At 42.0% G+C, this 24778-nt stretch carries 18 protein-coding genes; 7 read left to right on the top strand and 11 right to left on the bottom strand.

Features of this window, described 5'->3' with window-relative positions; genetic code table 11:
* Window positions 1–19: 19 nt before the first annotated feature.
* The 4 genes from ACFG4S_RS15660 to ACFG4S_RS15645 all read right to left on the bottom strand — a co-directional run bounded on the left by ACFG4S_RS15660 (window position 20) and on the right by ACFG4S_RS15645 (window position 6865).
* Window positions 20–874 (bottom strand): ABC transporter permease, encoded by an 855-nt coding sequence (locus ACFG4S_RS15660; protein ID WP_392535662.1) that lies wholly within the window; start codon window positions 872–874, stop codon window positions 20–22.
* Window positions 831–1682, bottom strand: coding sequence for an ABC transporter ATP-binding protein (locus tag ACFG4S_RS15655; RefSeq protein WP_392535661.1), 852 nt, complete (start codon window positions 1680–1682; stop codon window positions 831–833). The genes ACFG4S_RS15660 and ACFG4S_RS15655 overlap by 44 nt, the downstream gene beginning before the upstream one ends.
* Before the next feature lie 307 nt (window positions 1683–1989).
* On the bottom strand, window positions 1990–4626 hold the full coding sequence (locus ACFG4S_RS15650) for an EAL domain-containing protein (protein WP_392535660.1): 2637 nt from the start codon (window positions 4624–4626) through the stop codon (window positions 1990–1992).
* Between the two features lie 445 nt (window positions 4627–5071).
* The gene (locus ACFG4S_RS15645; RefSeq protein ID WP_392535659.1) at window positions 5072–6865 is read right to left on the bottom strand and encodes a ShlB/FhaC/HecB family hemolysin secretion/activation protein; all 1794 of its coding nucleotides are present in this window, start codon (window positions 6863–6865) and stop codon (window positions 5072–5074) included.
* A 491-nt stretch (window positions 6866–7356) separates the two neighbouring features.
* Between ACFG4S_RS15645 and ACFG4S_RS15640 the strand changes: the two genes are divergently transcribed.
* On the top strand, window positions 7357–7869 hold the full coding sequence (locus tag ACFG4S_RS15640; protein ID WP_392535658.1) for a PEP-CTERM sorting domain-containing protein: 513 nt from the start codon (window positions 7357–7359) through the stop codon (window positions 7867–7869).
* Window positions 7870–8363: 494 nt separating this feature from the next.
* Here the strand turns inward: ACFG4S_RS15640 and ACFG4S_RS15635 are convergent, their stop codons facing one another.
* The 6 genes from ACFG4S_RS15635 to ACFG4S_RS15610 form a co-directional block, all read right to left on the bottom strand.
* Window positions 8364–9452 (bottom strand): sensor histidine kinase, encoded by a 1089-nt coding sequence (locus ACFG4S_RS15635; RefSeq protein WP_392535657.1) that lies wholly within the window; start codon window positions 9450–9452, stop codon window positions 8364–8366.
* 5 nt (window positions 9453–9457) lie between these two features.
* The gene (locus ACFG4S_RS15630) at window positions 9458–10168 is read right to left on the bottom strand and encodes a response regulator (RefSeq protein ID WP_392535656.1); all 711 of its coding nucleotides are present in this window, start codon (window positions 10166–10168) and stop codon (window positions 9458–9460) included.
* 131 nt (window positions 10169–10299) lie between these two features.
* Entirely contained in the window at window positions 10300–10995 is a 696-nt protein-coding gene (locus tag ACFG4S_RS15625; protein WP_392535655.1) for an NYN domain-containing protein, read from the bottom strand.
* 878 nt (window positions 10996–11873) lie between these two features.
* On the bottom strand, window positions 11874–12953 hold the full coding sequence (locus tag ACFG4S_RS15620) for a fatty acid desaturase (RefSeq protein WP_392535654.1): 1080 nt from the start codon (window positions 12951–12953) through the stop codon (window positions 11874–11876).
* Window positions 12954–13296: 343 nt separating this feature from the next.
* Window positions 13297–14349 (bottom strand): fatty acid desaturase, encoded by a 1053-nt coding sequence (locus ACFG4S_RS15615; RefSeq protein WP_392535653.1) that lies wholly within the window; start codon window positions 14347–14349, stop codon window positions 13297–13299.
* 237 nt (window positions 14350–14586) lie between these two features.
* Complete coding sequence (locus ACFG4S_RS15610) at window positions 14587–15405, bottom strand: acyl-CoA desaturase (RefSeq protein ID WP_392535652.1); 819 nt, start codon at window positions 15403–15405, stop codon at window positions 14587–14589.
* 85 nt (window positions 15406–15490) lie between these two features.
* Here ACFG4S_RS15610 and ACFG4S_RS15605 point away from each other — a divergent pair, with 85 nt between their 5' ends.
* Window positions 15491–16723: an aminotransferase class I/II-fold pyridoxal phosphate-dependent enzyme gene (locus tag ACFG4S_RS15605; RefSeq protein WP_392535651.1), complete on the top strand. Its 1233-nt coding sequence runs from the start codon at window positions 15491–15493 to the stop codon at window positions 16721–16723.
* A 40-nt stretch (window positions 16724–16763) separates the two neighbouring features.
* Here the strand turns inward: ACFG4S_RS15605 and ACFG4S_RS15600 are convergent, their stop codons facing one another.
* The gene (locus ACFG4S_RS15600) at window positions 16764–17957 is read right to left on the bottom strand and encodes a Coenzyme F420 hydrogenase/dehydrogenase, beta subunit C-terminal domain (protein WP_392535650.1); all 1194 of its coding nucleotides are present in this window, start codon (window positions 17955–17957) and stop codon (window positions 16764–16766) included.
* 55 nt (window positions 17958–18012) lie between these two features.
* Between ACFG4S_RS15600 and ACFG4S_RS15595 the strand changes: the two genes are divergently transcribed.
* The 5 genes from ACFG4S_RS15595 to ACFG4S_RS15575 all read left to right on the top strand — a co-directional run bounded on the left by ACFG4S_RS15595 (window position 18013) and on the right by ACFG4S_RS15575 (window position 24732).
* Window positions 18013–18192, top strand: coding sequence for a type II toxin-antitoxin system HicB family antitoxin (locus ACFG4S_RS15595; protein ID WP_392535649.1), 180 nt, complete (start codon window positions 18013–18015; stop codon window positions 18190–18192).
* Window positions 18193–18416: 224 nt separating this feature from the next.
* A complete protein-coding gene (locus ACFG4S_RS15590) occupies window positions 18417–19211 on the top strand; it encodes a PspA/IM30 family protein (protein ID WP_392535648.1) in 795 nt (264 codons plus the stop codon).
* 83 nt (window positions 19212–19294) lie between these two features.
* Window positions 19295–21070 (top strand): DnaJ domain-containing protein, encoded by a 1776-nt coding sequence (locus ACFG4S_RS15585; protein ID WP_392535647.1) that lies wholly within the window; start codon window positions 19295–19297, stop codon window positions 21068–21070.
* A gap of 665 nt (window positions 21071–21735) precedes the next feature.
* Entirely contained in the window at window positions 21736–23190 is a 1455-nt protein-coding gene (locus ACFG4S_RS15580) for a glycoside hydrolase 100 family protein (protein ID WP_392535989.1), read from the top strand.
* Between the two features lie 123 nt (window positions 23191–23313).
* Window positions 23314–24732, top strand: coding sequence for a 16S rRNA (cytosine(967)-C(5))-methyltransferase (locus tag ACFG4S_RS15575; protein WP_392535646.1), 1419 nt, complete (start codon window positions 23314–23316; stop codon window positions 24730–24732).
* Window positions 24733–24778: the final 46 nt, after the last annotated feature.

The raw sequence follows: 24778 nt of genomic DNA, 5'->3' as shown, positions 1-24778 counted from the left end.
GGGATTGTTGTTCTCCTGATTACATCGCCACCCGTGGATAAAGTTTTCCACCTATGATGGCTAAGATTATTAATGTTAACAAGAGAATTGTACAATCCAGACCAAAGCCATAGATGCTAATGCCGTTCAGCAGCATGGTACCGCGTAAGCCATCAACTTCATAAGTCAAAGGATTTAAATGGGAAATGAATTTTAACCAATCAGGCATCAGTGAGATGGGATAAATGGCATTGCTGGCAAAAAATAACGGCATGGTTAACAATTGCCCAATACCAGTCATCCGTTCTCGCGTTTTCACCAAACAGCCAATAATTAAGGAAAAAAGACAAAAGCAAGCCGCCGATAGCATGACCAACACTAGCACTTGGAAAATCGCTAGGGGATGCAGATTCAGTTTGACGCCTAATAAAAATGCTAATCCGTAAATGACTACTACCTGTGATAGGCATCGCACTCCACACGCCAGTGCTTTGCCCAACACCATCGCTACACGGGGTGTAGGACTAGCTAAAAATTTATGTACAATTCCTAAATCTCGCTCCCAAATCAGCGTCATCCCACCAGTGAAGATTGCCACAAATAGAACGCTTTGAGCCAGAATACCAGCAGAGATGAAGTCCAAATAAGGTAAGTTTCCTGTGGGAATGGCGCGAGTGCGGGAGAAAACTTGCCCAAAGATGAGCAGCCATAAAGCTGGTTGCACAGCTCGAACTACTAAATCAGTGGGATCGTGGCGTAGTTTACGGACTTCCAATTCGGCGATCGCTACAGTTTTTGTAACTAGTTCACCAATTGCAGAGATAAAATTAGTTCGGCGAGTCGGTTGGAACTTAACCCAACCGTTGAGCGGTGCGTCTGGTTCTTGCTGTGTCACGGTAGTTGACTCCTGATGTTAATTGGTCGCCTGTGTAGTGAATAAAGACATCATCTAAAGTTGCGTTAGGTTTACCCAGAGAGGCTTTTAATTCACTCGGTACGCCTGTGGTAACAACTTCACCTCGTTGCATAATCACCACGCGATCGCATAGACTATCCGCTTCTTCTAAAAAGTGGGTTGTTAAAAATATCGTTGTGCCGTAATCTGCACAGAGTTGTTCCACAAGTTGCCATACTTGAGTCCGGGCAATGGGATCTAGTCCCACAGTCGGCTCATCTAGAAATAAAATTTGGGGTTGATGCAAAATCGATTGAGCAATTTCCAGCTTGCGGATCATGCCACCAGAGTAGGTTCTGACTAAGCGCTTGGCAGCATCTTGCAAACCCATATATTCTAGAATTTCATAGATACAGCGATCGCGTCTTTTGGCAGGTATTTCATACAACTTGGCGAAGATTAACAGATTTTCATAACCTGTCAGACTACCATCAGCAGATAATGCCTGGGGCACATAGCCGATCGCCCGTCTCACAGCGTTAGATTGACGAGTCACGTCATAGCCAGCCAGAGTTGCTCTCCCTGCACTGATAGGCAGTAAAGTTGTCAACATTTTTATAACTGTACTTTTCCCTGCCCCATTCGGCCCCAGCAGCCCAAATACTTCACCTTGTTCTACAGATATATTCAGGTTATTAACGGCGGTTAACTTCCCAAAACGGCGCGTCAGTCCTTGAGTTGACAAAATCAGTGATTTTGGTTCCCTAGGAGGTAGCGATCGATTGATTTTTCCCGTCAGTATTGTCACAAGTTTTGATGCACCTAATTTAGTTAGAAAAACTAACTATTAGTTTCCCAATATATTCCGCTGAAGTCAATAGTTCGCTGAGAGGAAAAATGGGAAGATGAGGGAGCAGTGAGGAATTTATAGTAACTTCGCAATCCCCAATACTTCTCTACGAGAGGCTGCGCCAAAGGCTTTGCGGTAGTTGAATCTCGACTCACTTCGACACCGGTCAGTGCAAGTCGCTCGATTTGAGCGTAGTCGAAACTCAGTACAAGTCCCCATTACCCCTTATCCCCAGAGGAGACCCCACCTTCCCCAATCCCTAACCCTAAAGCATTGGTCGTTTACTTTCGAGGACTTCTGTTGCTACCTTTGCAGAAAGAGGTTGATAAAATAGATAGCCTTGTACATCGTCACACTTAATAGATCTCAAAAACTCTAATTCCTCTTCTTTTTCTACACCTTCAGCTGTTAGCCTCAATCCCAAACTCCGCCCCAAGGTAACTATAGCTTTGATAATATGAGCTACTTTGACATCGTGTGTTAAATCTTCGATAAAAGACTTATCAATTTTCAAATTGTGCAGTGGCAAAAGCTGTAGGCGCGAGAGTGAAGAATGACCTGTGCCAAAGTCATCAATGGAGAGGTGAACGCCCATTTGCTGTAAATTTTGTAATAGGCCTCGGGTAAATTCTAAATCCTCAATGGCTGTGGTTTCAGTAATTTCTAACTCTAAAAAGTGTGCTTCCAGACCCGTTTGTTGTAAGATTTGGGTTACAGTCTCTACCAACTTTGGTTGACGAAACTGTTTGAGAGAAAGATTAACAGCGATCATCAGAGGTGCTAATCCTGCATCTTGCCAGACTTTATTTTGTCTACAGGCTGTCCGGAGTACCCATTCACCGATAGGGATAATTAAGCCACTTTGTTCGGCAAGGGGAATGAAAACATTCGGCGCGATCAACCCCATTTCTGGATGCTGCCAACGCAACAAAGCCTCCATACCAGTAATTTCTCCTGTGGCAATGTTCACACGAGGTTGATAGTAAACAGAAAATTCTTTGCGTTCTAGGGCATAACGCAAACTTTTCTCTAAAGTTAGGAGTTCAGGATTCTGGTTGTTTAGGGAAGCAGTGTAAAATTGATAGTTATTTCGTCCTCTATCTTTGGCATGGTACAAAGCAGCATCAGCGTGCTGGATTAGTGTTTCGGCGTCAGCACTGTCGCCATCGAGCAAGGCAATACCAAGGCTAGCGCTGATATAAAGTTCATGCCCTTGGAGATGGAAGGCTTCTTCTAAGGTTTGTAAGATTCTCTGCGCCACTTGAGTTACTTCTTCGAGGTTACTCGTTCGAGGAAGTAAAATAGTGAACTCATCGCCTCCCCAACGAGCTACGGTGTCTCCGCTTCTAAGTGAATCTTTTAATCTTTGAGCAACGTTTTGTAATAACTTGTCTCCCAGGGTGTGCCCCAAAGTGTCATTGATTACCTTGAAGCGATCCAAGTCGAGGAAGATCACAGCTAAAGTTTCTCCATTCCGAGTTGCGTTGGGTAAGGTTTTGCCAAGCATCTCGTGAAATAGTAAGCGATTGGGTAACCCTGTCAGCATGTCATGAAGGGCTTGATAGCGAATCTTTTCTTCTACCTGCTGACGTTGCCGCGCACCAATAATACTGGCAGCCATCGTCAACAGGGTAGATTCTTCGTGTTTTGACCAATGACGCTCAAAGGTGCAGTCTGCCAAACCAAGATAACCCCAAAACTCATTTTCCAATCTCAGAGGCACTAGAAGCAGGGATTGAATGCCATCTCTGATCAGAAATTCTTGCTCGGCGACGGGAAATTTTTGAGTGAGTCCGCTAATTAACTGCCCATTGGAGAGAAGATTGTACCAACGAGTTAATCCAGAAGTTTCATAAGGTTGATTCTGCCAATGGTGCTGGGTAGGTTTGATAGAAGAGCGCGTCCATTCAAATCGCAGACTGACAGCTATATCTCCTGTGGCAGTATGGGGATGGTTCTGAAAGAGATAAGCACGATCTGCTCTGGCAGCTTCACCCAAAACAGCTAAGGCTAATTCAAGTCCTATTTCGTAATTCATTTCTCCTAACAAATAATTTGCTGCTTCTGCAACTGCCTGTAGCAAGCGATCGCGTTGGTGTAGTTCGGCTGTGGCTTGCTTTTGCTCTGTAATATCTCTAACAATAAAAGTTCTAATTAGATCGCTTTCAGGCAAGTAGAGAACTGATTGTTCAAAAACTTCTGTACCTACTTCCACCTCCCGCACAAAAGAATTGTTTGCGAGATTTTTAATTTCGCTTAATAGTCCTCTCAAAATGGGGTGTTGCCTTCCAACTTCCCTAATTTTGGGAAACTTGAGAGCTGCGGCTGGATTGAGATAAGTTACTGTTCCCTCAAAATCCATTTCGATAATTGGATTGGGGATAAGTTCCGGGAAGGATGCTAGGCGAGCTAAAGCTGTCTCACTAGCAGCTTCAAAGTTGGGATCGATAGCGAGAGTTTGAAAAGGATTTGCCGGATTGGCTTGGTATGAAAGAAAACCAGATAAGTCTTCAACATCAGAAGATTGAGAAAATGCTTGTTCTGAGAGATTAGAAATAGCATAATATTTAGCTTGGGCATGATTACTACCAAAGGCAATAACATCTCCATGCCTGAGGTTGTGAGAAAAGCATCTATCGCCATTGACGAATAAGCCATTAGTACTTCCTTTACCCTTGTAGTTTCCATCAATAATTTGAAAACCATATTGGTCAGTTTCTGGAACAGTTACTCGCAATAAAATTGCATGTTGCATGGATACTGACCGAGAAGCTAGGACAATCGTGTTCGCAGGATGCCGTCCTAGAGAATAAGTAGCCTCTCGCAGGGGGATAGTTCGTTGACCTTCTATGTCTTGGATGACCAACAGATGACGTATTTTTTCCCGCTCATTTCCTAGCATAGCTGTTTCTTAAATTCTCATATTTTTAGGTTTTAGTCTGAAAAATATTGCTCCCATAAGTTCAGACTTTTCAGCTCCGCTTCTTGGGAAATTTGCTCAATTTAATTTATTGTTATCTATAAATTTAAAAATTCGGATGAGGGTGCAGACCAACTCTTGTCTTCAGAATTGACCTTTTGAGATGAAATGCCCAATTGTCTAATCAGTCTTGACCATATAACTCCTAGCTGTTTTTTCAATTCGTCCATAAGCTGTAAACTTTGTGCTTCGATCTATACAATCCAACCTTTCCTTGTTTTAGGATACCCAAAACAGAATGAAACACCGAATATAATACATCGTATATTTGCGGATTTTTATTTTCAAATACTTGGTAAATTACGAGTAAACCACAGAGTATACGACTCATTATTAAGGTGTAAGTTGGAAAAAAGAATACAGAGATTTAAAAAGGGTTATAAAGTAAACTAAAATACAAACCGTTTTCTTGTAATGTTCTGTCATTTGAATCTACTGATATTAAAGGAATGCCCCAGTCAAGACGAACAGTGAAGCGATCGCCCTGCGACCAACGCAACCCCAAGCCAACCGCAGCTAGGGTATTAGGATCGGGATTCTCTCTACCAGAACTGTTCCAGCCAACACCAAAATCAACAAAGGGGACAACCTGCAAGATACTATCTATCTGCGATAAGCGCAGAATGGGTATTTGAACTTCAGCAGAAACAAAAGTGCCATTATCCGTCAGCAGGTAGTCTTGGCGGTAGCCTCGAATGCTATCCTGTCCACCTAAGCCAAATTGCTCTATGGGCAAAAGTCTTCTGGATGCCAGTTGCGTATTTAAACGAAGTAAAAGCAAGGTTTGAGGAGCTAAAAGGCGTGCCCACTGCGCTTGTCCTTGCCACGCAAAAAAACGACTATCGGGAGCATTTTCATTAATCGTCGCATTCAAGGCATCAATACCCAAGCTAAATTGAGAACGTAGGGCAATGACTTCACGGCTGTTACGAGAAGTCCATTCTTGAAAAAATTGCAACGCAGATACCCTGGTGCTTCCTCGATCGTCAGCTCCAGGGGAAATTTCCGATGCGGGTAACCCTTCTCTCTGTAATAAAGACGAGATATCACTTTCCCGCCGGGATGCTGTGAACCCAAGGGCGAATTCTTGTGTAGGAGTTTGGATTATTGGCTGGCGGAATGTCAATTCGTAGTAGCGAGAATTTGATGCAATATCTAGAAAGTCGAAAGGAGGTTCAATAACATTGCTCGACGAGATGCCATAGTTAAAAGTAAGGGTTCCATTACGGGGATTGAGAGGTAATGTGTAGCTAGCGTCAAAGGAGTTGCTACCATCGGTGTTGGTGTAACCTACACCCAAAGAATCTCCCAATCCCAATAAGTTAGCTTCATTCAATTGTAATCGGCGTCGGAAACTACCAACACTAGGCGATCGCCCATTATCAAGAACTATTTGGCTACTAAAGGTTTTTGCCTCGTTAACCTTGACTTCTAACAGACTAGTACCGGTGCGCGATCCCGCCGAAAGTTCAGCAGACAGGTTTTGAATTAAAGGATTGAGTTGCAATAGTTGCAACGCCTCTAGGAGACGTTGCCGATTGAGAGGGGCTGATGTAGCTATTGCTAGTCGGTTACGGATATAATTCGGGTTTAATCGCCGAGTACCAGTTACTTGGATGTCTTCTAATCTACCTTCAACTACCTGAATTTTGACGATACCAGATTGGATTGTTTGGGGTGGAATATAGGCACCAGAAGTAATATAACCATTTTTCACATATAGGTCAGTAATTTTCGAGCGTGCCTGATACACTTCATTGAGTGAAATCGGTCGTTTGGTAAATTCCGCTGTGGCTTTGGCTAACTCTTCGGCACTAAAAACTGTGCTACCAATAACTTCAAAGCGTTCAACAGTAATAGTTTGAGGAAACTTATTAGGGAAAGGTTCCTCAGGTGTAGGAGTTGGGGTAGAGGGTGGAAGTAATTCGGCTGGTGGCGGAAGTGGTTGCGGCAGTTCCGGTGAGGGAACTGGGGAAGGAATAGGTGGTTGAACATCCTGTGGTGATGGGAGTTGTTGCGATAAGATGAAATTACTTGGTAGTTTTGTCGTATCCACAGCCTGAGCCTTTAGCGGTATAGAAGGTACGCTGGTGAGGGATACAAAAACACTCAGCGGTAATAAGCAGGACACTGTAAGATTCTGGTGATATTTATTAATCATCGCACTAGAGTATTTTTTCTCAGTAACTATAGGATTATAGGGAGACTGCTTCAGATGTGAATCTTACTTGATCTTTTGCCGCTAAAGTTAATATCTTCGGTAAATTTCAATCAGTAAGCCAAATTTGCGCTCGTGATTGCAGACTTCAAACAACTGATAAGCATTATCAAACACATCATTGCCTTATCAAGACTCTAATTTTCTTAAGGGACTTCCAAATAAAAATATCTCACTGTTCACAGTCAACAGTCATCAACTTCAAGCGGTTGTTTTTATTTTTTGGAATTCCCTAACTTGACACCAATAACGTCTCGACTGCCCAAATTATGTAAATTAAAAGTACGTTAGCTTATCCCTGTTGTGTAACTTTGGGAGAACGCAATAGGCTAAAGGCTTATGAAGATTTAGTTTTCAGAGCCTTTAGCTTAACTCAACGTACAACATCTATGTTTTCTTTTAGTGTAGAGAAAGCAATCCCACTAAAAACTTTCATGAAAAATCTAGCTCTACTATCTGCCATAGCCTTAGCCGCCACATTTGTATTATTTTTCGGCACAATGCAAGCGGCTTTTGCTTTAAGTTGGAACTGGAATTATTCTGGTAATAACATAACAGCGAGCGGTACTTTCACCACTAATGACACGCCTAATGATTCAGGTTTTTACCTGATTTCTGCAATTACTGGTACACGAAATGGGAGAACAATTACTGGCTTGCAACCTACTGGAACTCCAGTACCAGGAAACGAACCTTTTAATATTGATAATTTAGTTAGTCTTAATGAGCAGCAGTTAACAGATAAAGGTTTTGGGTATTCCACCTCGGCAGGAAGCTATTCTAGTCCATTTTTTGCTAGTTTTTTGTCAAGACCAGCTTATTTAGAGGTTTTTTCCGCGCCACCACTTACACCAGGGTTTGAAAATTTCGGAGATGAAGATAGTGAGGACAGCATTAGTTTTTCTGCAACCATAATCGCTGTCCCTGAACGCCTGAGGCGAGATTAGCTACAAAAGGAATGCAATTAAACAATACCGCATTTACTAAGAATTAGTTCTAGTAAAAACACACCTGCCCTGGCGAATGGAATTCGCAGCCATACAGACAAAACCTACCTGCGTGGGTTTCAAATTCTTTGAGTCCGCGTGGTGCGTGAAGCGCAGTGCAAGCGCGATAGGCGGGCTACCCTTCTCCTTGGAAGACGCTACGCAAAAGGGAACTTTGAATTCACGACCGTACTAGTCTTGAGAACGATTTTGAGGAAATAGGTAGGCGATCGCAGCGTAACCAGATATGGTGACTAAACTAACCAAAATAGCGGCCAGAAAAAAAGTAGGCATACAATTCTACCAAAATGCCAAATAAAGGTTATAATTTATGCAATTTAAAAATCTTGTCGTCCATCAACAAACGAAGATTTGGGATACTTTCAAACTAGCAATTGAGTATGGCATCCCCGTGACTACCTGATGTCAATCCCTTGTATCTCAAGTATTGTGACTCAAGCCAAAGGTAGAAAAAAACGAAACGTACTGCCAATTCCTAACTCGCTTTCTACCTGAATCTGACCGCCTTGTAGTTCAATTAAACGTCGGGAAATCGTCAAGCCAATACCAGTGCCTCCGGAATGGCGATCGCGTGATTGGTCAGCTCGCCAGAAACGCTCAAATACATGGGGCAAATTTTCTGGGGCGATACCAATACCTGTGTCCCTAACTGCAATCCAGAGTTTAGATGTTTCAATTTCGGTACGAATAGTAATTGAACCTTCGTTGGTGTAACGCACTGCATTACCAAGCAGATTAACCAACACCTGTTCGGTGCGATCGATATCCGCCAATACAGGAGGCAGCACAGATGGACATTCCAAGAGCAAAACAGGTCCATCTTCCAACAGCTGGTCGCTAAATTTCTCTACTAATGACTCTAACAACGGACGCAGATTTACTCGTTGTATGTTAATTGGCAAATAACCAGCTTCCGCCTTCGATAGTTCTTGTAAATCATTCACTAACCGCTCTAAGCGCCTAGTTTCTTTCGCTAAACGTCGATAAATTTCCGGAGACGCTTCAATTTCCCCATCAGCCAGTTCTTCCAAATAACCGCGCACAACTGTTAACGGTGTTCGTAATTCATGGGTCATATCTCCAATTACTTCTCGCCGCCGCACTTCTACCCCTTCTAAACTGGCTGCCATCCGGTTGAAACTAGCACCCAGTCCATTGAGTTCGGGAATATCAGACATAGGTAATCGCGCATCCATCTGACCAGCTGCAAATTTTTGGGTGATTTGTTCCATCTCGGTCAACCGCTGCATAATCCGTCTCGATACCCAGTAACTCAATCCTCCAGCGGCGGTGGTACCGACTAAAACTGACCAAATGGTGCTTCGCTGCCAAGCAAGTTCAAATCCTGTAACCAATTCAGTCCGAACATCAATTAAGTCGAAACCGAGATTTTCTAGTCGTTCCAAATGCAAAACAAATAAGCGAGGGGAAGAAACTTTGCTGATAGTAACTAAACTAGCTACCCCCACAATCATTACTACCAAGTGAGAAAAAAATAGGCGTCCTCTCAGCCCCATCTTCATAACATTTACCCCACTTGGGGGTCTTCAAATTTATAGCCAACCCCAACAACAGTTTTAATAAAAGTGGGATTTGCCGGATCGGGTTCAACTTTTTTTCGCAACCGAGCTACATGAGTATCAACCACGCGTTCATCACCAAAAAAGTTATCTCCCCAAAGTTTGTCAATTAGTTGGGTGCGGTTCCAAACTCGACCGGGATTGCTGACAAAAGTCGTTAGCAAATTAAATTCTAGGGTCGTTAAGTCCAAAATTTCCGGTTGCTGGGAATTAAGTTGGCGACTGGCAGTACGTTGGTCTACATCTACTATAAAGTGTTGGGTACGATTAACTTGATGTTGTCCACCTTGGCGGAGACTACGCCGCAATAGCGCCCGGACTCTGGCTACCAACTCTCTGGGGCTAAAGGGTTTAACCATGTAATCATCAGCACCAGTAGATAAGCCAATAACGCGATCGATTTCCTCACCCTTAGCTGTGAGCATCAAAATATAAGGATCTTTTGCACCAGGTTTTTGGCGAATTCTGGCACAAACTTCTAGCCCATCCAAACCAGGAATCATTAAATCTAGAATGATTAAATCGGGTGGTTGGTCGTGAAATAGACGTAAAGCATTCATCCCATCCCGACTAATACGGCAGAAAAATCCTTCTTTTTCTAAAGAGAGTTGAATTAAATGAGCAATTTCTGGTTCATCTTCAACTATTAAAATATCCATCTAAATTAGGTCGAGTAAAATATGCAGATTTAACAAAAAGTCGAGGACGCGGGGATATAGGGAAACAAGAAAAATTTTCTGCTTCTCCAACTCTCCTACTCCCCCGTCTCACATTCCCCGCATTTTCTTAGTTAGAGGTTTGAATTTGAAGGTGTCCGGTAACTATAGCCAAGATTAGAATCTTTTTGAATGTGTGCTTTAATACTATCTAAGTCAATAAAGCAGTCAGCAACATCAATTAAGCCTTCGCTAGTCGTCGTTTGTAAACTGACAACTTCTACCCTAACTCCCATTCTGCTCACAGCGTTTACAGCATAAGCTAGATCTCCATCTCCACTAACTAATACCGCAGTATCATAGTAAGGAGCTAAAGTTATCATGTCTACAGCAATTTCTACGTTCAGATTTGATTTCTTAAAATTATCTGCCGAGAGAACGAGATCTTTTGCTACGACACGATAGCCATTACGACGCATCCACAATAGAAAACCCTGTTGCTTTTCATTGGTGATATCAACTCCAGTATAAAAAAAAGCACGTAGCAGTCTCGAACCGTTGGTTAAATGACAAAGCAATTTAACGTAGTCAATTTCTATGCCGAGTTGTAAAGCTGTATGAAATAAGCTTAAGCCGTCAATAAAAATAGCAACTCGACCGCGATTCAAGCTATTAAGAATGGAACTATCAGGTGCAGTATCTCGCATCTTGGTATCTTTACCTTTGACAGCATTATCGCTCAAGTTTTGCCCTTGCCAATGTGGTTTAGCTTTGAGTACTTTAGATTCATTAAATTCATTTCTTTGTTTACTAAAATTAGTTATAATCATTGATACCTCTGAATTTTAAATTTGGAAAGAGTTTTAGCTAAATTGTCTATACTATAATCTGCGCTGATTTATAACCCTAGCAGGAAATTGACTGAAGTAACTAGATGCAAATAAACTTAACTCATCCGGAACAGAATCGAAAGTGAGTTGACCAAGTGATTTTCAGTATTATTAGAGTTTATTTTACCAAACATTACCTCTGCCCACAGATATGCTAGTCTTTACCCGCTTCAACTGCAAGAGTTTAAAGAAAAATATCTTCTTGTAAGACGACAATCCTTGAATAAGCAATAGTGCTTTAAAAAAGGACTCTCTTCCTCATCTAAGAGACTCTGTGCAAACACTAGCTAACACTACGCTAAGAGATATGCGCGAATCAGCCCTTTGATTTTTCGCTGACTTGGACTAAGCCAAGGGTATCTATCCATTTTCATTTTACCTCTGTATTTTAATTACCGATTATATAGGATTCCTATTTGATTTTTGAGCATATACTTAGGGTGTGTTATCCCTGAGAGTACGCATCCTTATTAAGGCTTTGGTGTGTTACGGACTTCATGCTGATGCACCCGACAATACCTAATTTCTTTCATAAATCAAACGGGATTTCTATAGCCAGAAAGTTAGTTATGAATGTTTATTGAATGAAATTTATCATCATTTAAATAAATACGCTCAAATTTTAATAGAGTTTACAAATAATTTAATGTGAAATCGCCTTCAAAAGACAATTTAGATTAAGGTCTTTGCGTAATCTTTAATGCAACTTTTATAAAAATTTATATGAAGAGAGATTAATCAGCGGTCAGTAGTAATAATCCACTGACAACTGACAACACTAGATTTGCGACTTATTAAATAAGTCGCAAATGTGAACCTTAGCTTTTAGCTAAGTTCTTGTTGGATGTGTAGTAAACCTTACTTCCAGTATCAGGTACAAAATGGCAGCTAATAGATGAATTCCATAATGATTTCCAAATTGGTTCCTCTGATTTGTGGAAATACTCACCCATAACTGGTTTTATAGCCTCAGTGGCCTTCAGCAAATTGTAGTGAGGGATGTTAAGGAATATGTGGTGAGCTACATGAGTACCGATATCGTGATGGATATGATTAATCAAACCATAATCGCGATCGATACTAGAAATAGCACCTTTTAAGAAAGTCCAATCTTCTCCACGATACCAAGGAATATCTGCTTCGGTATGGTGTAAGAATGTCACCAAATCTAGCCAAATTACAAACACAATATATGGTGCAGCGTAATATTTTAGCAACCACATCCAACCCCATAGATAGGTAAGGAAACCCAGCAAACCTACCATACCAATTATCAGTACAGTACTAGTGATAACATCCGATTTTTCTGAAGGTTTAAAAAGCGGACTGCTAGGTAAAAAGTGAGAGCCTTCTTTATTAGGAGAACGCTTAAACAAATACACAGGATAAGCTAATAGAAACGCATAATATCGGCCTATCTTTTGTACTAACGGCATTTCCTGATACTGGGATTGGGTTACAGGATACCAGCTTTCATCATTATCGATATTGCCAGTATTTTTGTGATGGGTTCTATGGCTGATTCGCCAACCATGATAAGGAACAAGTATGGGTGTGTGAGAAAGATGTCCAATCAAATCATTCAGCCATTTATGCTTAGAAAAAGATTGGTGTCCGCAGTCATGTCCTACTACAAACAAAGCCCAAAACATTGTTCCTTGCATTAACCAGAAAATCGGAAAGAAAAGCCAAGAATCCAGGTAAGAAGCAACGGCATAAAGGAGACCAATAATCACGATGTCACGAAAGAAGTAAAAAAGTGATTTTGTCACATTGGGCTGAAAACATTCAGCAGGGATTGCAGCTTTTAAGTCCTGAAGAGTAAAAGGAAGTTTGGTAGTATCCTCAGATAATTCATAGTTATGAGGATCGTTGACTGTAATGGTATTTGATTGCACTGGATTCTTTTGTTGAATATAAATCAGAACTTTATTTGAGGCAAGATAATCATACCTCATACCAATTTGAAAAAAGATTGTGACAGATGGAGTGCCGAAAACCTAGTTCAGTAACTCTTTCTCTACGAGACGCACTAGCGTTCACAATCTAAAATTGAAAATTCAAAATGGTATCCCCTCTATGATGCCCAAGATACTAACTCTTATTAACATCCAAGAAGATAAATTTCTGGCAATTTACTTAACAATTTGAGTGAGTCAAGAATTGCCAGATACTATTGAAACACAGGACAATTAATGCTCTGGTTGGCTTCAGAAGCGTTAGGAAAGCTTGCAACCCTATTTATTGTTCGGCGTAATATTCGTTGAAAGTCTTATAGCCTACATCAGTTGTATACAATTGACACTGGTCTGTAATCTGCTTCATTAAAGACCAAGAAAACTGACACTCATCATGGAGATAAGGCTCCCAATTTTCTTTGATGCTGCTGTAAGCTAGGCGCAAATTGTAAGAAGGAATAGCAGTGGAAATATGATGAGGGACATGAACATTGATATCGTGGCAGAGGATTTCTACCCAGCGAGGATAATCGCAATGAACAGTGCCAAATAGCTGTGCTAGAGCTTCGTTCCATTTGTTCGCTGTCGTAAAAGGAACATCTGAGGCAGTATGGTGAACGATGGTAAAAGTACTCATCCAGAAATGGTAAACCATCCAGGGTACTAGCCAAAACTTGACAAATCCCCAAATACCTGTAGTGGCGATCAGGAGTGGGAAAGCGATCGCCGCAAAAACAACTACTACAGCTACAGAAAGCTTGATACTCGATTGGTCTTTGGTTTTGAAATTCCGCCAATCAAAATGCACAACTGCCCAATGTCCTATGGAACCTACCCACCAGAGGCGTTTGCTAATAAATAACTCAAAAGCAGACTGTCGGCTTTTATCCCAACCTTCAAAGACTTCTGGTCTGATTGGATGCCAAGCGTTGTCCTCATCCAATTTGTTGGTATGAGTATGGTGATAATTATGCTTAATGCGCCAACTGTGAAAAGGATAAATTAAGGGCATCAGGAAGAAATGCCCCACCAAATCATTTACCCAACGACGTTTGGCAAATGACCTGTGGCCACAATCATGGGCAATTACAAAAAAACCTGTTAAAGCAGTACCTGTAAAAGCCCAAGCTAGGGGCAAGAGAAACCAAGGAGTGATAATTAGGCTGTAGTAGCCCAAGGCAACTGCCAAAACACTGAGTAGTACTTGCGTCCAAGCTTTGCGACGGTTCTGTTGAAAACATTCCCGTGGCAGGGTTTTGACAATATCTTTTAGCCTGAAGTCGGAATTACCAGGCTCGTCACTTAGTTTCTGGCTGTTAATTATTGATGTAGTCATGAACACCTGAAAAACAAAAAACTCCTCCACCAAGTCACAAAAAAGCAACTTGCCGCAAATATTCTTCACATTAGCGCTTCGGATTATAGCAACCTAACCTACACAACCGCACCCGTAAATAGCTTTTTAAAGCGATCTCAGAATTGGCATATGATACTTGGTTGCAAAGAAAGTCCTTTGTCATTAGTCATTAGCCATTTAAAAAAGACAAAGGACAAAGGACAAATGACAAACAACTTACTGCTTTGTTGGAGCTAACTTCACGTTAGTAGCCAAACCAATTGCTTGCAGCAATTGAACAGTCATCCAGGTTAAATCGATTTCCCACCATTCCAGTCCGTGGCGAGCTGAGTATTGAAACGCATGGTGATTATTATGCCAGCCTTCACCGAAAACTAGTACGGCGACCCACCAGCAATTAGTTGAGCGATCGCCAGAATCATGGCTCCGATAACCAAATTTATGAGTAGCACTGTTTACCAACCAGGTGCAGTGGTAAACCCAGACAATGCGAACAAAAATTCCCCAAATCACGAACGGCCAGCCACCCAGATACAAAAGCAATGCACCCAGAGCAACCTGGAGCAAAATGAAATATTTTTCTAAAAACTGATAAACTGGGTCTTCGCCAATATCTTTGGTGAAACGAGGAACTTCAGCCTGAGAGGGACAAAAATGAATCAGCCAACCCATGTGGCTCCACCAGAAGCCTTTATTGGAATCATGGGGATCGGTGTCAGTATCAGAGTTTAAATGATGAATGCGATGTGTCCCTACCCACTCAATTGGGCCTCCTTGACAGGAGAGTGTCCCAAAAAAAACCAGGAGATACTCTAGCCACTTGGGAGTTTGAAAACTGCGGTGGGTAACAAGGCGGTGAAATCCCAGGGTAATTCCTAAACCACCAGTCACCCAGTAGAGTAATAAAGCTACGCCAACTGCCGTCCAGCTAAAGTTACCAGGAACAAAGGCAAACAGCGCACCGATGTGCAGACCAATGAAAAACAGGGTATTAACCCAGTTGATTTGAGGTTTAGTTGAAGTAGCAATTGTCATGCAGTAACCTGAATTGGAATTGTTCGGACGAATCTGCGCGATTTGATAATCCGCATACTTATAATTTTTTGTGAACGAGGAACTAATGAACAGCTTGGAACAGCTGCGGCAAGCAGAACATGCACTGTTAGAAATTTTTTCTGGTATTGACACCCAGGTCAAGCATAATCTAAAACGTGTGCTTGATGCCTTTCGTAATCACCGTGTGGGCGCGCACCACTTTGCAGGCGTAAGTGGCTATGGTCACGATGATTTGGGGCGAGAAACTTTAGATAAAGTTTTTGCCGAAGTTATGGGTTCAGAAGCAGCAGCAGTGCGAGTGCAGTTTGTTTCGGGAACTCATGCGATCGCCTGTGCTTTGTTTGGTGTACTCCGTCCCGGAGATGAAATGTTAGCAGTGGTCGGTTCTCCCTACGATACGCTTGAAGAAGTCATTGGTTTAAGGGGTAAAGGTCAAGGTTCCCTTATCGAGTTTGGCATAAAATACCGCCAATTGGAGTTAACCCCCCAAGGAGCCATAGATTGGCAAGCTTTAAGTACTAGCGTGGCTGAGAACACTCGTTTAGTGTTAATTCAGCGTTCTTGTGGCTATTCTTGGCGTCCTAGTTTATCAATTGCCGATATTGAAAAAATTATTCATTTGGTAAAAGAGCAAAACCCCAACACCGTTTGCTTTGTGGATAACTGCTATGGCGAATTTATCGAAACCAGGGAACCCACAACCGTAGGTGCTGATTTAATGGCGGGGTCATTGATTAAAAATCCTGGTGGCACCATTGTCAGCGCTGGTGGATATGTTGCCGGTCGCGCCGACTTAGTGGAAGCCGCCGCCTGTCGCCTGACTGCTCCCGGTATCGGTAGTTATGGCGGTGCTACCTTTGACCAAAATCGCCTGTTGTTCCAGGGACTATTTCTCGCCCCGCAGATGGTGGGGGAGGCGATGAAAGGGACATATCTTACTGGTTATGTATTTGACAAACTCGGTTATCCCGTGAATCCCGCACCCCTTGCGCCCCGTGGAGATGTGATTCAGGCAATCAAACTGGGTTCTGCTGAAAAGCTAATTGCCTTCTGTAAGGCGATACAACAGCATTCTCCTATCGGTTCCTATCTTGACCCCGTTCCAGATGAAATGCCGGGGTATGAGAGCCAGGTGGTGATGGCTGGGGGGACGTTTATTGAGGGGAGTACCTTGGAATTATCGGCAGATGGACCTTTGCGTGAACCATATGTGGTTTATTGCCAAGGGGGGACTCATTGGACTCATGTGGCGATCGCATTGGAGGCGGCGATCGATGCAGTAGGGGTGGTGACATAAAGAACATGGGTTAGGATTGTCTCACGCAAAGGCGCAAAGACTACTCCGGTAACTCATACTGCCCAACAATCCGCTTAGCAAACTCCGGAACATGCTCCTCCAACTTCTCCGGATGATTCCGCTTCACATACAAATAATTCCGAGTAAAGTGAGAATCAATGGAAAACCGCGCATATTCTAAACCCTTAGGGCCGATTTTCTCAATCACCACACCCATCAGTTTTGCAGCCCACATGGGCAGCGTAACGCCTTTATCGTAAGCGGGAATGCTTTGCTGTACAGCTTCCTTACGATTCCCCTTAGACATCACCGGTTGAGTGTCTAACTGGTCTTTTACCAAATCCAGCATTTCCTTACCTGTGTCATTTCTAACTACAATCCACTGCCAGCCGAAGGGTGCGCCCATGTAGCCAACGACTAAATCGGCTAGGGAGTTGACGTAATCAAAACAACTCATACAAGATGGGGCAAAGACATCTTTGAGTTTATTAGTTTTCAAGCCAAAGAAAGGCACGGTTTCTGTTGAGCCATCCTCATGTTTGAAGTGAACTCGGAAGTCTTGCATGAATTCGTAATGTACGACTGTCTCAGGCGAGCGGCTGGTGGTTTCTAAGAATTTTTGCAGTCCAGCGCGGGTAACATTATCTACACAAGGCGTACCCAAAACATACAGTTTTTCTAGACCAAGTTGTTTTTCTACAGCTCGTAGCGCCTGAATTTGGCAACCAACACCAATTACTAATAGCCGCTTCATTCCCGATTTTTCTATTTCTTCCAACACGGAAAGATTAGGAGAAAGTGTTGGTTTATTTACTCTGGCTGCTAGTATTTCTTCTGGGGTACGGGCGATGATGGGCATGGGTTGAAAGCGATCTTCTTTGGTGTTTTGTACGCAGACAACACCTTCAACTAAGCCGCGATTGAGCATTTCAATGGCAATGCTGCTAACAATTCCCGTCCATTGTGCGCCTTCAATTGGTTCCTGTTTGCGCGCCGCCATCATGTCTTGGTGAACACCAAAGTATAGCTCATCGGGATTATCGAGATGGCGCGATCGCCTGTGGGTTTCTGCTTCAAGTTCGCCTATTTGCTGATTAATAAAAGCGCAAGCTTCCTTGACATAGTGAATATAGTATGTATCGCACAATCCGCACTCGCTACAGAGTTCTTTTGCAGGACGACGGCTAGTAGATTTTAAAGCTCTGGCTTTTTTGTGAGGAGAAACTGAGGTCATATAAACTTTTTGTTTTATTTCAGGAATCACTTTTATTACAATACCTTCACTAGCTATGAACTTAACGATAGAGATTGAACAAGAAGAGGATGGACGCTTTCTAGCAGAAGTGATTGGTTTTCCTGGTGTGCTGGCTTATGGGGAGACACGAGAAGAAGCAGTTGCTAGAGTTCAAGCATTAGCACTGCGTGTTTTGGCAGATAAGCTGGAATATGGGGAAGCAACGCCAAATTAAGATAGCTAAAATCGTAATGTTTTGAAACGCAGAGGGACGCAAACTAAATGCAAAGTAATGCAGAGTTTTGCCTAATTTATTTCGCTATGAATTAATGAAATATTGTACTGAGACTTTTCTGGCGTAACATTAAAAGCAAAAGTCAAGGCTTAAGTAATTTTTACGAAGACGTAATAGTGTTAATCAGTCTAGGCTCTGGGTAATAAGGCTAATCAGATGTACTTATGGGACTTTACGACCAAAATCAATCATCACAGGATGCGCTACGAAAGTTACGCGAAGGAGCAAGCCACTCCAGAGCAGCCCAAGAAATTGCTCAACGAGACTATGCAAAAGCTCAAGCAGAAGCTGATAAATGGGAACAAGAATATGAACTTGCTTTGAAAGGAAATAATCAAGATTTAATTCGTCAAGCAAAATTCCAAAAGGAACGATACCAAGCAATTGCTAGCAGGTTAAAAACCTTGGTAGAGGAGCAACAACCACAAGTAGACGCAATTAAAAATAGTTTGGTATCTTGGGAGAAAAAGGTTTCAGAAGCACAGAATGAAGTATTATGTAGGAAGGCTAAGACCAGTGAGGTTACACCTATATTCATCAGCTTTGAAGATGAAGAGATTGATGTATGGGCTGATGAATTACAGCCACTTAAAGAAGCATTATTGCTACCATTGAAATATCAAGAGAAAATTAAATCAAAAAAAGACACTAGAGTGATTTTAGCAGAGGCTATTCACGAAATAGAAGAAACTGTAACAAAGGCTGTTGCTAATCAAGAAGATATTCAGAAATATTTTGAAAAAGCGCAGAAAGAAGCTAAATACTGGAACGAAAAAGCTCAAACAGCTTTGAGAAACAATGACGATGATTTAGCGCTTCAAGCTGTAGTGAATAAAAAAGTTCAAAATAAAATTGTCCTTATTCTTCAAACTCAGCTCCAGCACCAGGAAGCAATATTAGATCTACTTGTACGAAACCTGATTGCTGTAGAAAGTATCGTCCCAGATGAGGAATTATAGAAATGCGTAGGCGCAGCCCGGCGTAGGCATCGCACTCTGCCTTCTTTCTCCCTAATTTGTTCCTCTTCAAAAACAATAAACCAGTGACACAAAACTCTAAAACAGGTGCAGCATTTATTGCAGTTGGAACCATAGCAGGTGCTGGTGTTTCCGCAACGGTAGGCGGGATGGGACTAGCAGGCGGATTTGGTGCAGTCGGCATTGGTACTGCGCCTGTAGTTGGTGCTGGCGCTGTGACTGGTGCTGCTGCTTATGGTGCTTTCAAAGCGATCGCAGAGGGAGATACAGCTGCTTTCGCTACAATGGGAATTGGTGCAGTCGGTGGTGCTGGTGTTTATAGCGTCGTCGGTGGTATGGGTTTAGTCGCACCTAAAGTAGGGCTGGCATTTGGGATTGGTACAGTACCAATGGCGGGACTTGGTGCAGTGGTCGGACTCGCCGCCTATGGTATTGCCAAACTCTTAGACGAATCTGGAATTAGTGAAACTCCAACACAGCTTTTTGAGCGGATGGAAGAAAAAGTCTTGCAGATGGACTACTATTCCTCAGCAGTGATGGAATTAGAAGCATTTTTAACTGGTGAGGATCTCAACCAAAAATTTGCTGTTTTGGAAGTCGAAGATGAGTTACAAGCACTCAAGGCTAAATTCAAGAAGAAATCAGAATTTGTTACCCCTAAACCTTCTACTCGCAATATTGAACCAGAAATAAAATCTCTGACAACTGAGATACCTGAAACTTGGAGATGTGTACGCACACTTAAAGGTCACTTAGCGGGAGTTAATGCGATCGCTATCAGTCCTGATGGTACTACCTTAGTTAGTGGCAGTGATGACAGACAAGTTAATCTGTGGAATTTGAAAACAGGAAAATGGCTTTACACTTTCTCTGGACAAGCTGAGGCAGTTTTATCTGTTGCTATCAGCCCCGATGGACAGCAGATTGCAAGTGGCAGTGTTGACCGCAAAATCAGCACTTGGCAAATGGACACAAGAAAATTTCTCCAGACATTATTTTATTTAAATTCTCCCTACAGTCATAATGGCTTTGTTAATTCAGTTGCCTATAGCCCTGATGGTAAAATTCTCGCAAGTGGTAGTACTGATAAAACCATTAGAATTTGGGGACGTTACACGGGAACGTTAAAACGCACCTTGAATGGACACTCAGATGCAGTTTTGTCTGTCACCATCAGTCCCGATGGTAAAATCCTGGCAAGTGGTAGTGCGGATAAAACCATTAGGCTTTGGGATATCAAAACTTGGCAACAGCACTGTGTTATCACTGAACATTTGGCAGCAGTGAATACAGTTGTCATCAGTCTTGACAGTCAAACTCTCATTAGTAGTAGCACAGACACCACAATTAAACTGTGGAATCTCTATACTGGAGAATTACTCAGCACTCTGATTGGACACTCAGATGCAGTTTTGTCTGTTGCCATCAGCCCCGATGGAAAAACCCTCGCTAGTGCCAGCAGAGACGGTATCATCAAACTTTGGAATTTACACACCGGGAAACTACTACAAACTCTTTCTGGGTGCAGTCCTGTTGCTTTCAGTTCTGATGGCAAGATACTGGTAAGTGGCGGTAATGGCGGAAGTCTCAAGATTTGGAGTCAAATGCAAAGCTTTAAACTCGATACTGTACTATCTGGCGAATGGTGGGAAGTCTTGGGTATAGATAAGGGCGATCGCCCCAAGGTTGTCAAACTTGCGTACCATCAATTAGCAAGATTGTATCATCCTGATATTAACAATTCGGCGATCGCTAAAGCCTCTATGCAAGCAATTAATCAAGCTTATAAAGAATTTCAGAAGCAATTGAATGCTCACAATTACATAAACTTTGATAAATAAGCTACCGGCTGAATTAAGCTAACAGCGTGCTGTTCTCCCTCTTTTTCTGCGCTTCTGAGTAAGACTTAATACTTAGTTCTGTTTACTTTATTTTTTAGCATTACTCCCATAAGTCCCCAATGTCATCTGTCAGTAGAGTAGAATATATAGCCCTTCAGAAGTATTGACTTATTAAATTTTTTGAGCATTCATCTTGCATATTTTCACAAAACGTTATACATTATAGTGTAGGGGAATAATCTGACTTTTTAGTGTCAAAAACTAATCCTAATTAAGTAAAGATACTGCAACTACTTTTAACTTCATGCAAACCTTAAACAGCACGAAGATATGTTTTTGTTTGGTAAAGCAAGGATTCCGGATATGAAAACGGAACCAGAAGTAATCTAGAAATATATCTTATGTGACTGTTTTAGGAATAATGTTACTGCTTGCGGTGAAGAACAACAATTGTAATTCACCAAAATGATAATTGATTAAAAGCAAATTAACTATCAATAAAGTTGCATATATATCAGCAGCTTTCTTAGTTAGTATTTGATTAATTTTTGCCAAGATGATATTTGCTATTCAAAAAGCGATCTTTGTTATGCTGATAATAGCAAATATCATCAATGAAGACGCATCTACCACAAATTCACAACCCAAATGGAGTTATTCTGGCGATGCAATTAAACGAATTAGAAGCTACTGAAAATGCTAAAGAATTAGCAGGAGCCTGGGAAGCATTAGAAAAAACAATTATCTACTATCAAGGCCGACCAGTTGGTACTGTAGCTGCTTACGATTTATCTGTAGAGGCTCTCAATTATGACCAGTGCTTTGTTCGCGATTTTGTTTCTTCAGCCTTAATTTTTCTGATTAAAGGCAGAACAGAAATTGTTCGCAATTTCTTAGAGGAAACCTTAAAGTTACAGCCAAAAGAAAGAGCATTAGATGCTTATAAACCTGGTCGAGGATTAATCCCAGCTAGCTTTAAAGTGCTATCAGAAAATGGGCAAGAATATCTAGAAGCCGATTTTGGGGAACATGCGATCGCCAGAGTTACACCAGTGGATTCTTGTCTATGGTGGATTATATTATTGCGTGCTTATGTAGTCGCTACAGAAGATTTTTCTCTAGCCTATCAACCTGAATTCCAAAATGGTATCAGGTTAATTATGGAAATCTGCTTGGCGAATCGTTTTGATATGTACCCAACGCTGTTGGTTCCAGATGGTGCTTGTATGATTGACCGTCGGATGGGTATCTATGGTCACCCTCTAGAATTACAAGTTCTTTTTTACACGGCATTGCGTGCATCTCGTGAATTACTAATTTGTCAAGGCAATCAAGATATTGTCGTAGCAATTGATAATCGCTTACCTCTTTTATGCGCTCACATTCGTCAGCATTATTGGATAGATATTAATCGTCTGAATGCAATTTATCGCTTCAAAAGTGAAGAATATGGTAAAGCTGCCGTTAATTTATTCAATATATATGTAGACTCCATTCCCTATTATGAATTAGACAAATGGCTGCCTAAAAAAGGTGGTTATCTCGCAGGTAATGTTGGACCATCGCAGCTAGATACTCGCTTCTTTTCACTCGGAAACTTGATGGCGATCGTTTCAGATTTAGCTACCGAAGAACAGTCTCAGGCAATTATGACTCTCATTGAGGAACGATGGGATGACTTAGTGGGAGATATGCCGATGAAAATCTGTTTCCCAGCTTTAGAACATGAGGAATACAGAATTGTAACTGGATGCGACCCGAAAAATATACCTTGGTCCTATCATAATGCGGGTAGTTGGCCAGTTTTAATGTGGATGTTGGCAGCAGCAGCTATAAAAACCAACAAAACAAGTCTTGCACAAAAGGCTATTGAAATTGCCGAACCCCGTATCACTCAAGACGAATGGCCAGAGTATTACGATGGTAAGAAAGGGCGACTCATTGGCAAACAAGCTAGGAAATATCAAACTTGGACAATTACTGGGTTCTTATTGGCAAAAGAATTTATAGCCAACCCCAGTTCTTTACCATTAATTAGCTTCGGAAAATTACCAGCAGAAGTGGTTTCGAGAGCCTGTGAATTTGAAATTGCCAGTGTAGACCCGTATCTGTCTCGATAAAATAAGGTAGGAGCCATATAATTTTAGATTTTAGATTTTTTTCAATCTAAAATCTAAAATTGGCAAAGTTAGGAGTTAGGAGTTAGGAGTTAAAATACAAAAGCCTCCTGACTCCTGGTTTACATGACAAACGCCCGTCAACTAGCTTTTTTTATCCTGCGAGATGTTCATAAGGGGGCTTATGCTGATGTTGCCCTAGACAGAGTGCTGCAAAAAGTTAATTTGGGTGATAGCGATCGCCGTTTAGTGACAGAATTAGTTTACGGCAGTGTCAGAAGGCAACGCAGTCTAGATGCTCTCATTGACCAACTTGCCCAAAAGAAATCTCACCAACAACCAAAAGACCTCCGCACTATCCTACATTTAGGCTTATACCAACTCCGCTATCAACAGCGTATTCCCGTTTCAGCGGCTGTTAATACCACTGTCCAGCTAGCCAAAGAAAACGGTTTTTCTGGACTCACAGGTTTTGTTAATGGTCTATTGCGCCAGTATCTCAGGAAAGTAGGCGAAGAGGACACGGAGAACTCTTTACCCGTTTCAGTGCGTCTTCCACTTTCCGCCTCTTCTTCATCTCTCCAAACCGATCCCTTAGAACTCCCAGAAAACCCAGTGGAACGCCTGGGTATTTTACACAGCTTCCCTGACTGGATTATTCAAGTTTGGTTAGAACAAATAGGTTTTGCAGAGACAGAACAACTTTGTGAATGGATGAACCAAACGCCAACAATTGACTTGCGGATCAATCCGCTTCGCACTTCCATTGAAGAGGTTGAGGCGGCGTTGCAATCTGCTGGTGTTTTGGTGAGGCGGGTTGCTCACTTACCCCAAGCACTACGATTGATTAGTAATGCTGGGTCAATTCAAAAACTACCTGGCTTCAGTGAAGGTTGGTGGACTGTACAAGATAGCAGTGCCCAATTAGTAGGTCATTTGCTTGACCCACAGCCAGGTGAGGTGATAATTGATGCCTGTGCTGCACCAGGCGGTAAAACAACCCACATAGCTGAGTTAATGGCAGATAACGGAAAAATTTGGGCTTGCGATCGCACTTCTTCTCGTCTTCGCAAACTCCAAGAAAATTCTCAACGACTAAATTTACAATCTATTCAAATTTATACTGGTGATAGTCGCCATCTTGGTCAATTTTATAATACCGCAGACCGCGTATTAATTGATGCTCCATGTTCTGGTTTGGGAACTATGCACCGTCATGCTGATGCCCGTTGGCGACAGACACCAGAATCTGTCCGAGAACTTTCAATACTCCAAAAAGAATTAATAACACATACATCTAGTTTTGTCAAGGCTGGCGGTGTATTAGTTTATGCCACCTGTACATTGCATCCAGCAGAAAATGAAGAAGTAATTAGGACATTTTTAGCTGAGTCACCTGATTGGCAAATTGAGTCTCCAAGAGGCGTTGAGTTACTTGATTCGGCATATACTACACCTGAAGGCTGGTTCAAGGTTTGGCCTTGGCGACAGGATATGGATGGCTTTTTTATGGTGCGCTTAAGAAAAACCAATAATTCCGAATGAATACTGTTTGGGATTGTACCATTTGGTGGAAGCCTGAATCTACCAG

The organism is Nostoc sp. C117, from assembly GCF_043099735.1.
Lineage (GTDB): Bacteria > Cyanobacteriota > Cyanobacteriia > Cyanobacteriales > Nostocaceae > Nostoc.
This window is presented reverse-complemented; position numbering and strand designations above follow the sequence as displayed.

Excerpts from the sequence above, each read along its gene's own strand:
- ACFG4S_RS15650 (WP_392535660.1), bottom strand. The coding sequence starts at position 4,626 with ATGCTAGGAAATGAGCGGGAAAAAATACGTCATCTGTTGGTCATCCAA.
- ACFG4S_RS15645 (WP_392535659.1), bottom strand. The coding sequence starts at position 6,865 with ATGATTAATAAATATCACCAGAATCTTACAGTGTCCTGCTTATTACCG.
- ACFG4S_RS15640 (WP_392535658.1), top strand. The coding sequence starts at position 7,357 with ATGAAAAATCTAGCTCTACTATCTGCCATAGCCTTAGCCGCCACATTT.
- ACFG4S_RS15635 (WP_392535657.1), bottom strand. The coding sequence starts at position 9,452 with ATGAAGATGGGGCTGAGAGGACGCCTATTTTTTTCTCACTTGGTAGTA.
- ACFG4S_RS15630 (WP_392535656.1), bottom strand. The coding sequence starts at position 10,168 with ATGGATATTTTAATAGTTGAAGATGAACCAGAAATTGCTCATTTAATT.
- ACFG4S_RS15625 (WP_392535655.1), bottom strand. The coding sequence starts at position 10,995 with ATGATTATAACTAATTTTAGTAAACAAAGAAATGAATTTAATGAATCT.
- ACFG4S_RS15615 (WP_392535653.1), bottom strand. The coding sequence starts at position 14,349 with ATGACTACATCAATAATTAACAGCCAGAAACTAAGTGACGAGCCTGGT.
- ACFG4S_RS15610 (WP_392535652.1), bottom strand. The coding sequence starts at position 15,405 with ATGACAATTGCTACTTCAACTAAACCTCAAATCAACTGGGTTAATACC.
- ACFG4S_RS15605 (WP_392535651.1), top strand. The coding sequence starts at position 15,491 with ATGAACAGCTTGGAACAGCTGCGGCAAGCAGAACATGCACTGTTAGAA.
- ACFG4S_RS15600 (WP_392535650.1), bottom strand. The coding sequence starts at position 17,957 with ATGACCTCAGTTTCTCCTCACAAAAAAGCCAGAGCTTTAAAATCTACT.
- ACFG4S_RS15595 (WP_392535649.1), top strand. The coding sequence starts at position 18,013 with ATGAACTTAACGATAGAGATTGAACAAGAAGAGGATGGACGCTTTCTA.
- ACFG4S_RS15590 (WP_392535648.1), top strand. The coding sequence starts at position 18,417 with ATGGGACTTTACGACCAAAATCAATCATCACAGGATGCGCTACGAAAG.
- ACFG4S_RS15580 (WP_392535989.1), top strand. The coding sequence starts at position 21,736 with ATGCAATTAAACGAATTAGAAGCTACTGAAAATGCTAAAGAATTAGCA.
- ACFG4S_RS15575 (WP_392535646.1), top strand. The coding sequence starts at position 23,314 with ATGACAAACGCCCGTCAACTAGCTTTTTTTATCCTGCGAGATGTTCAT.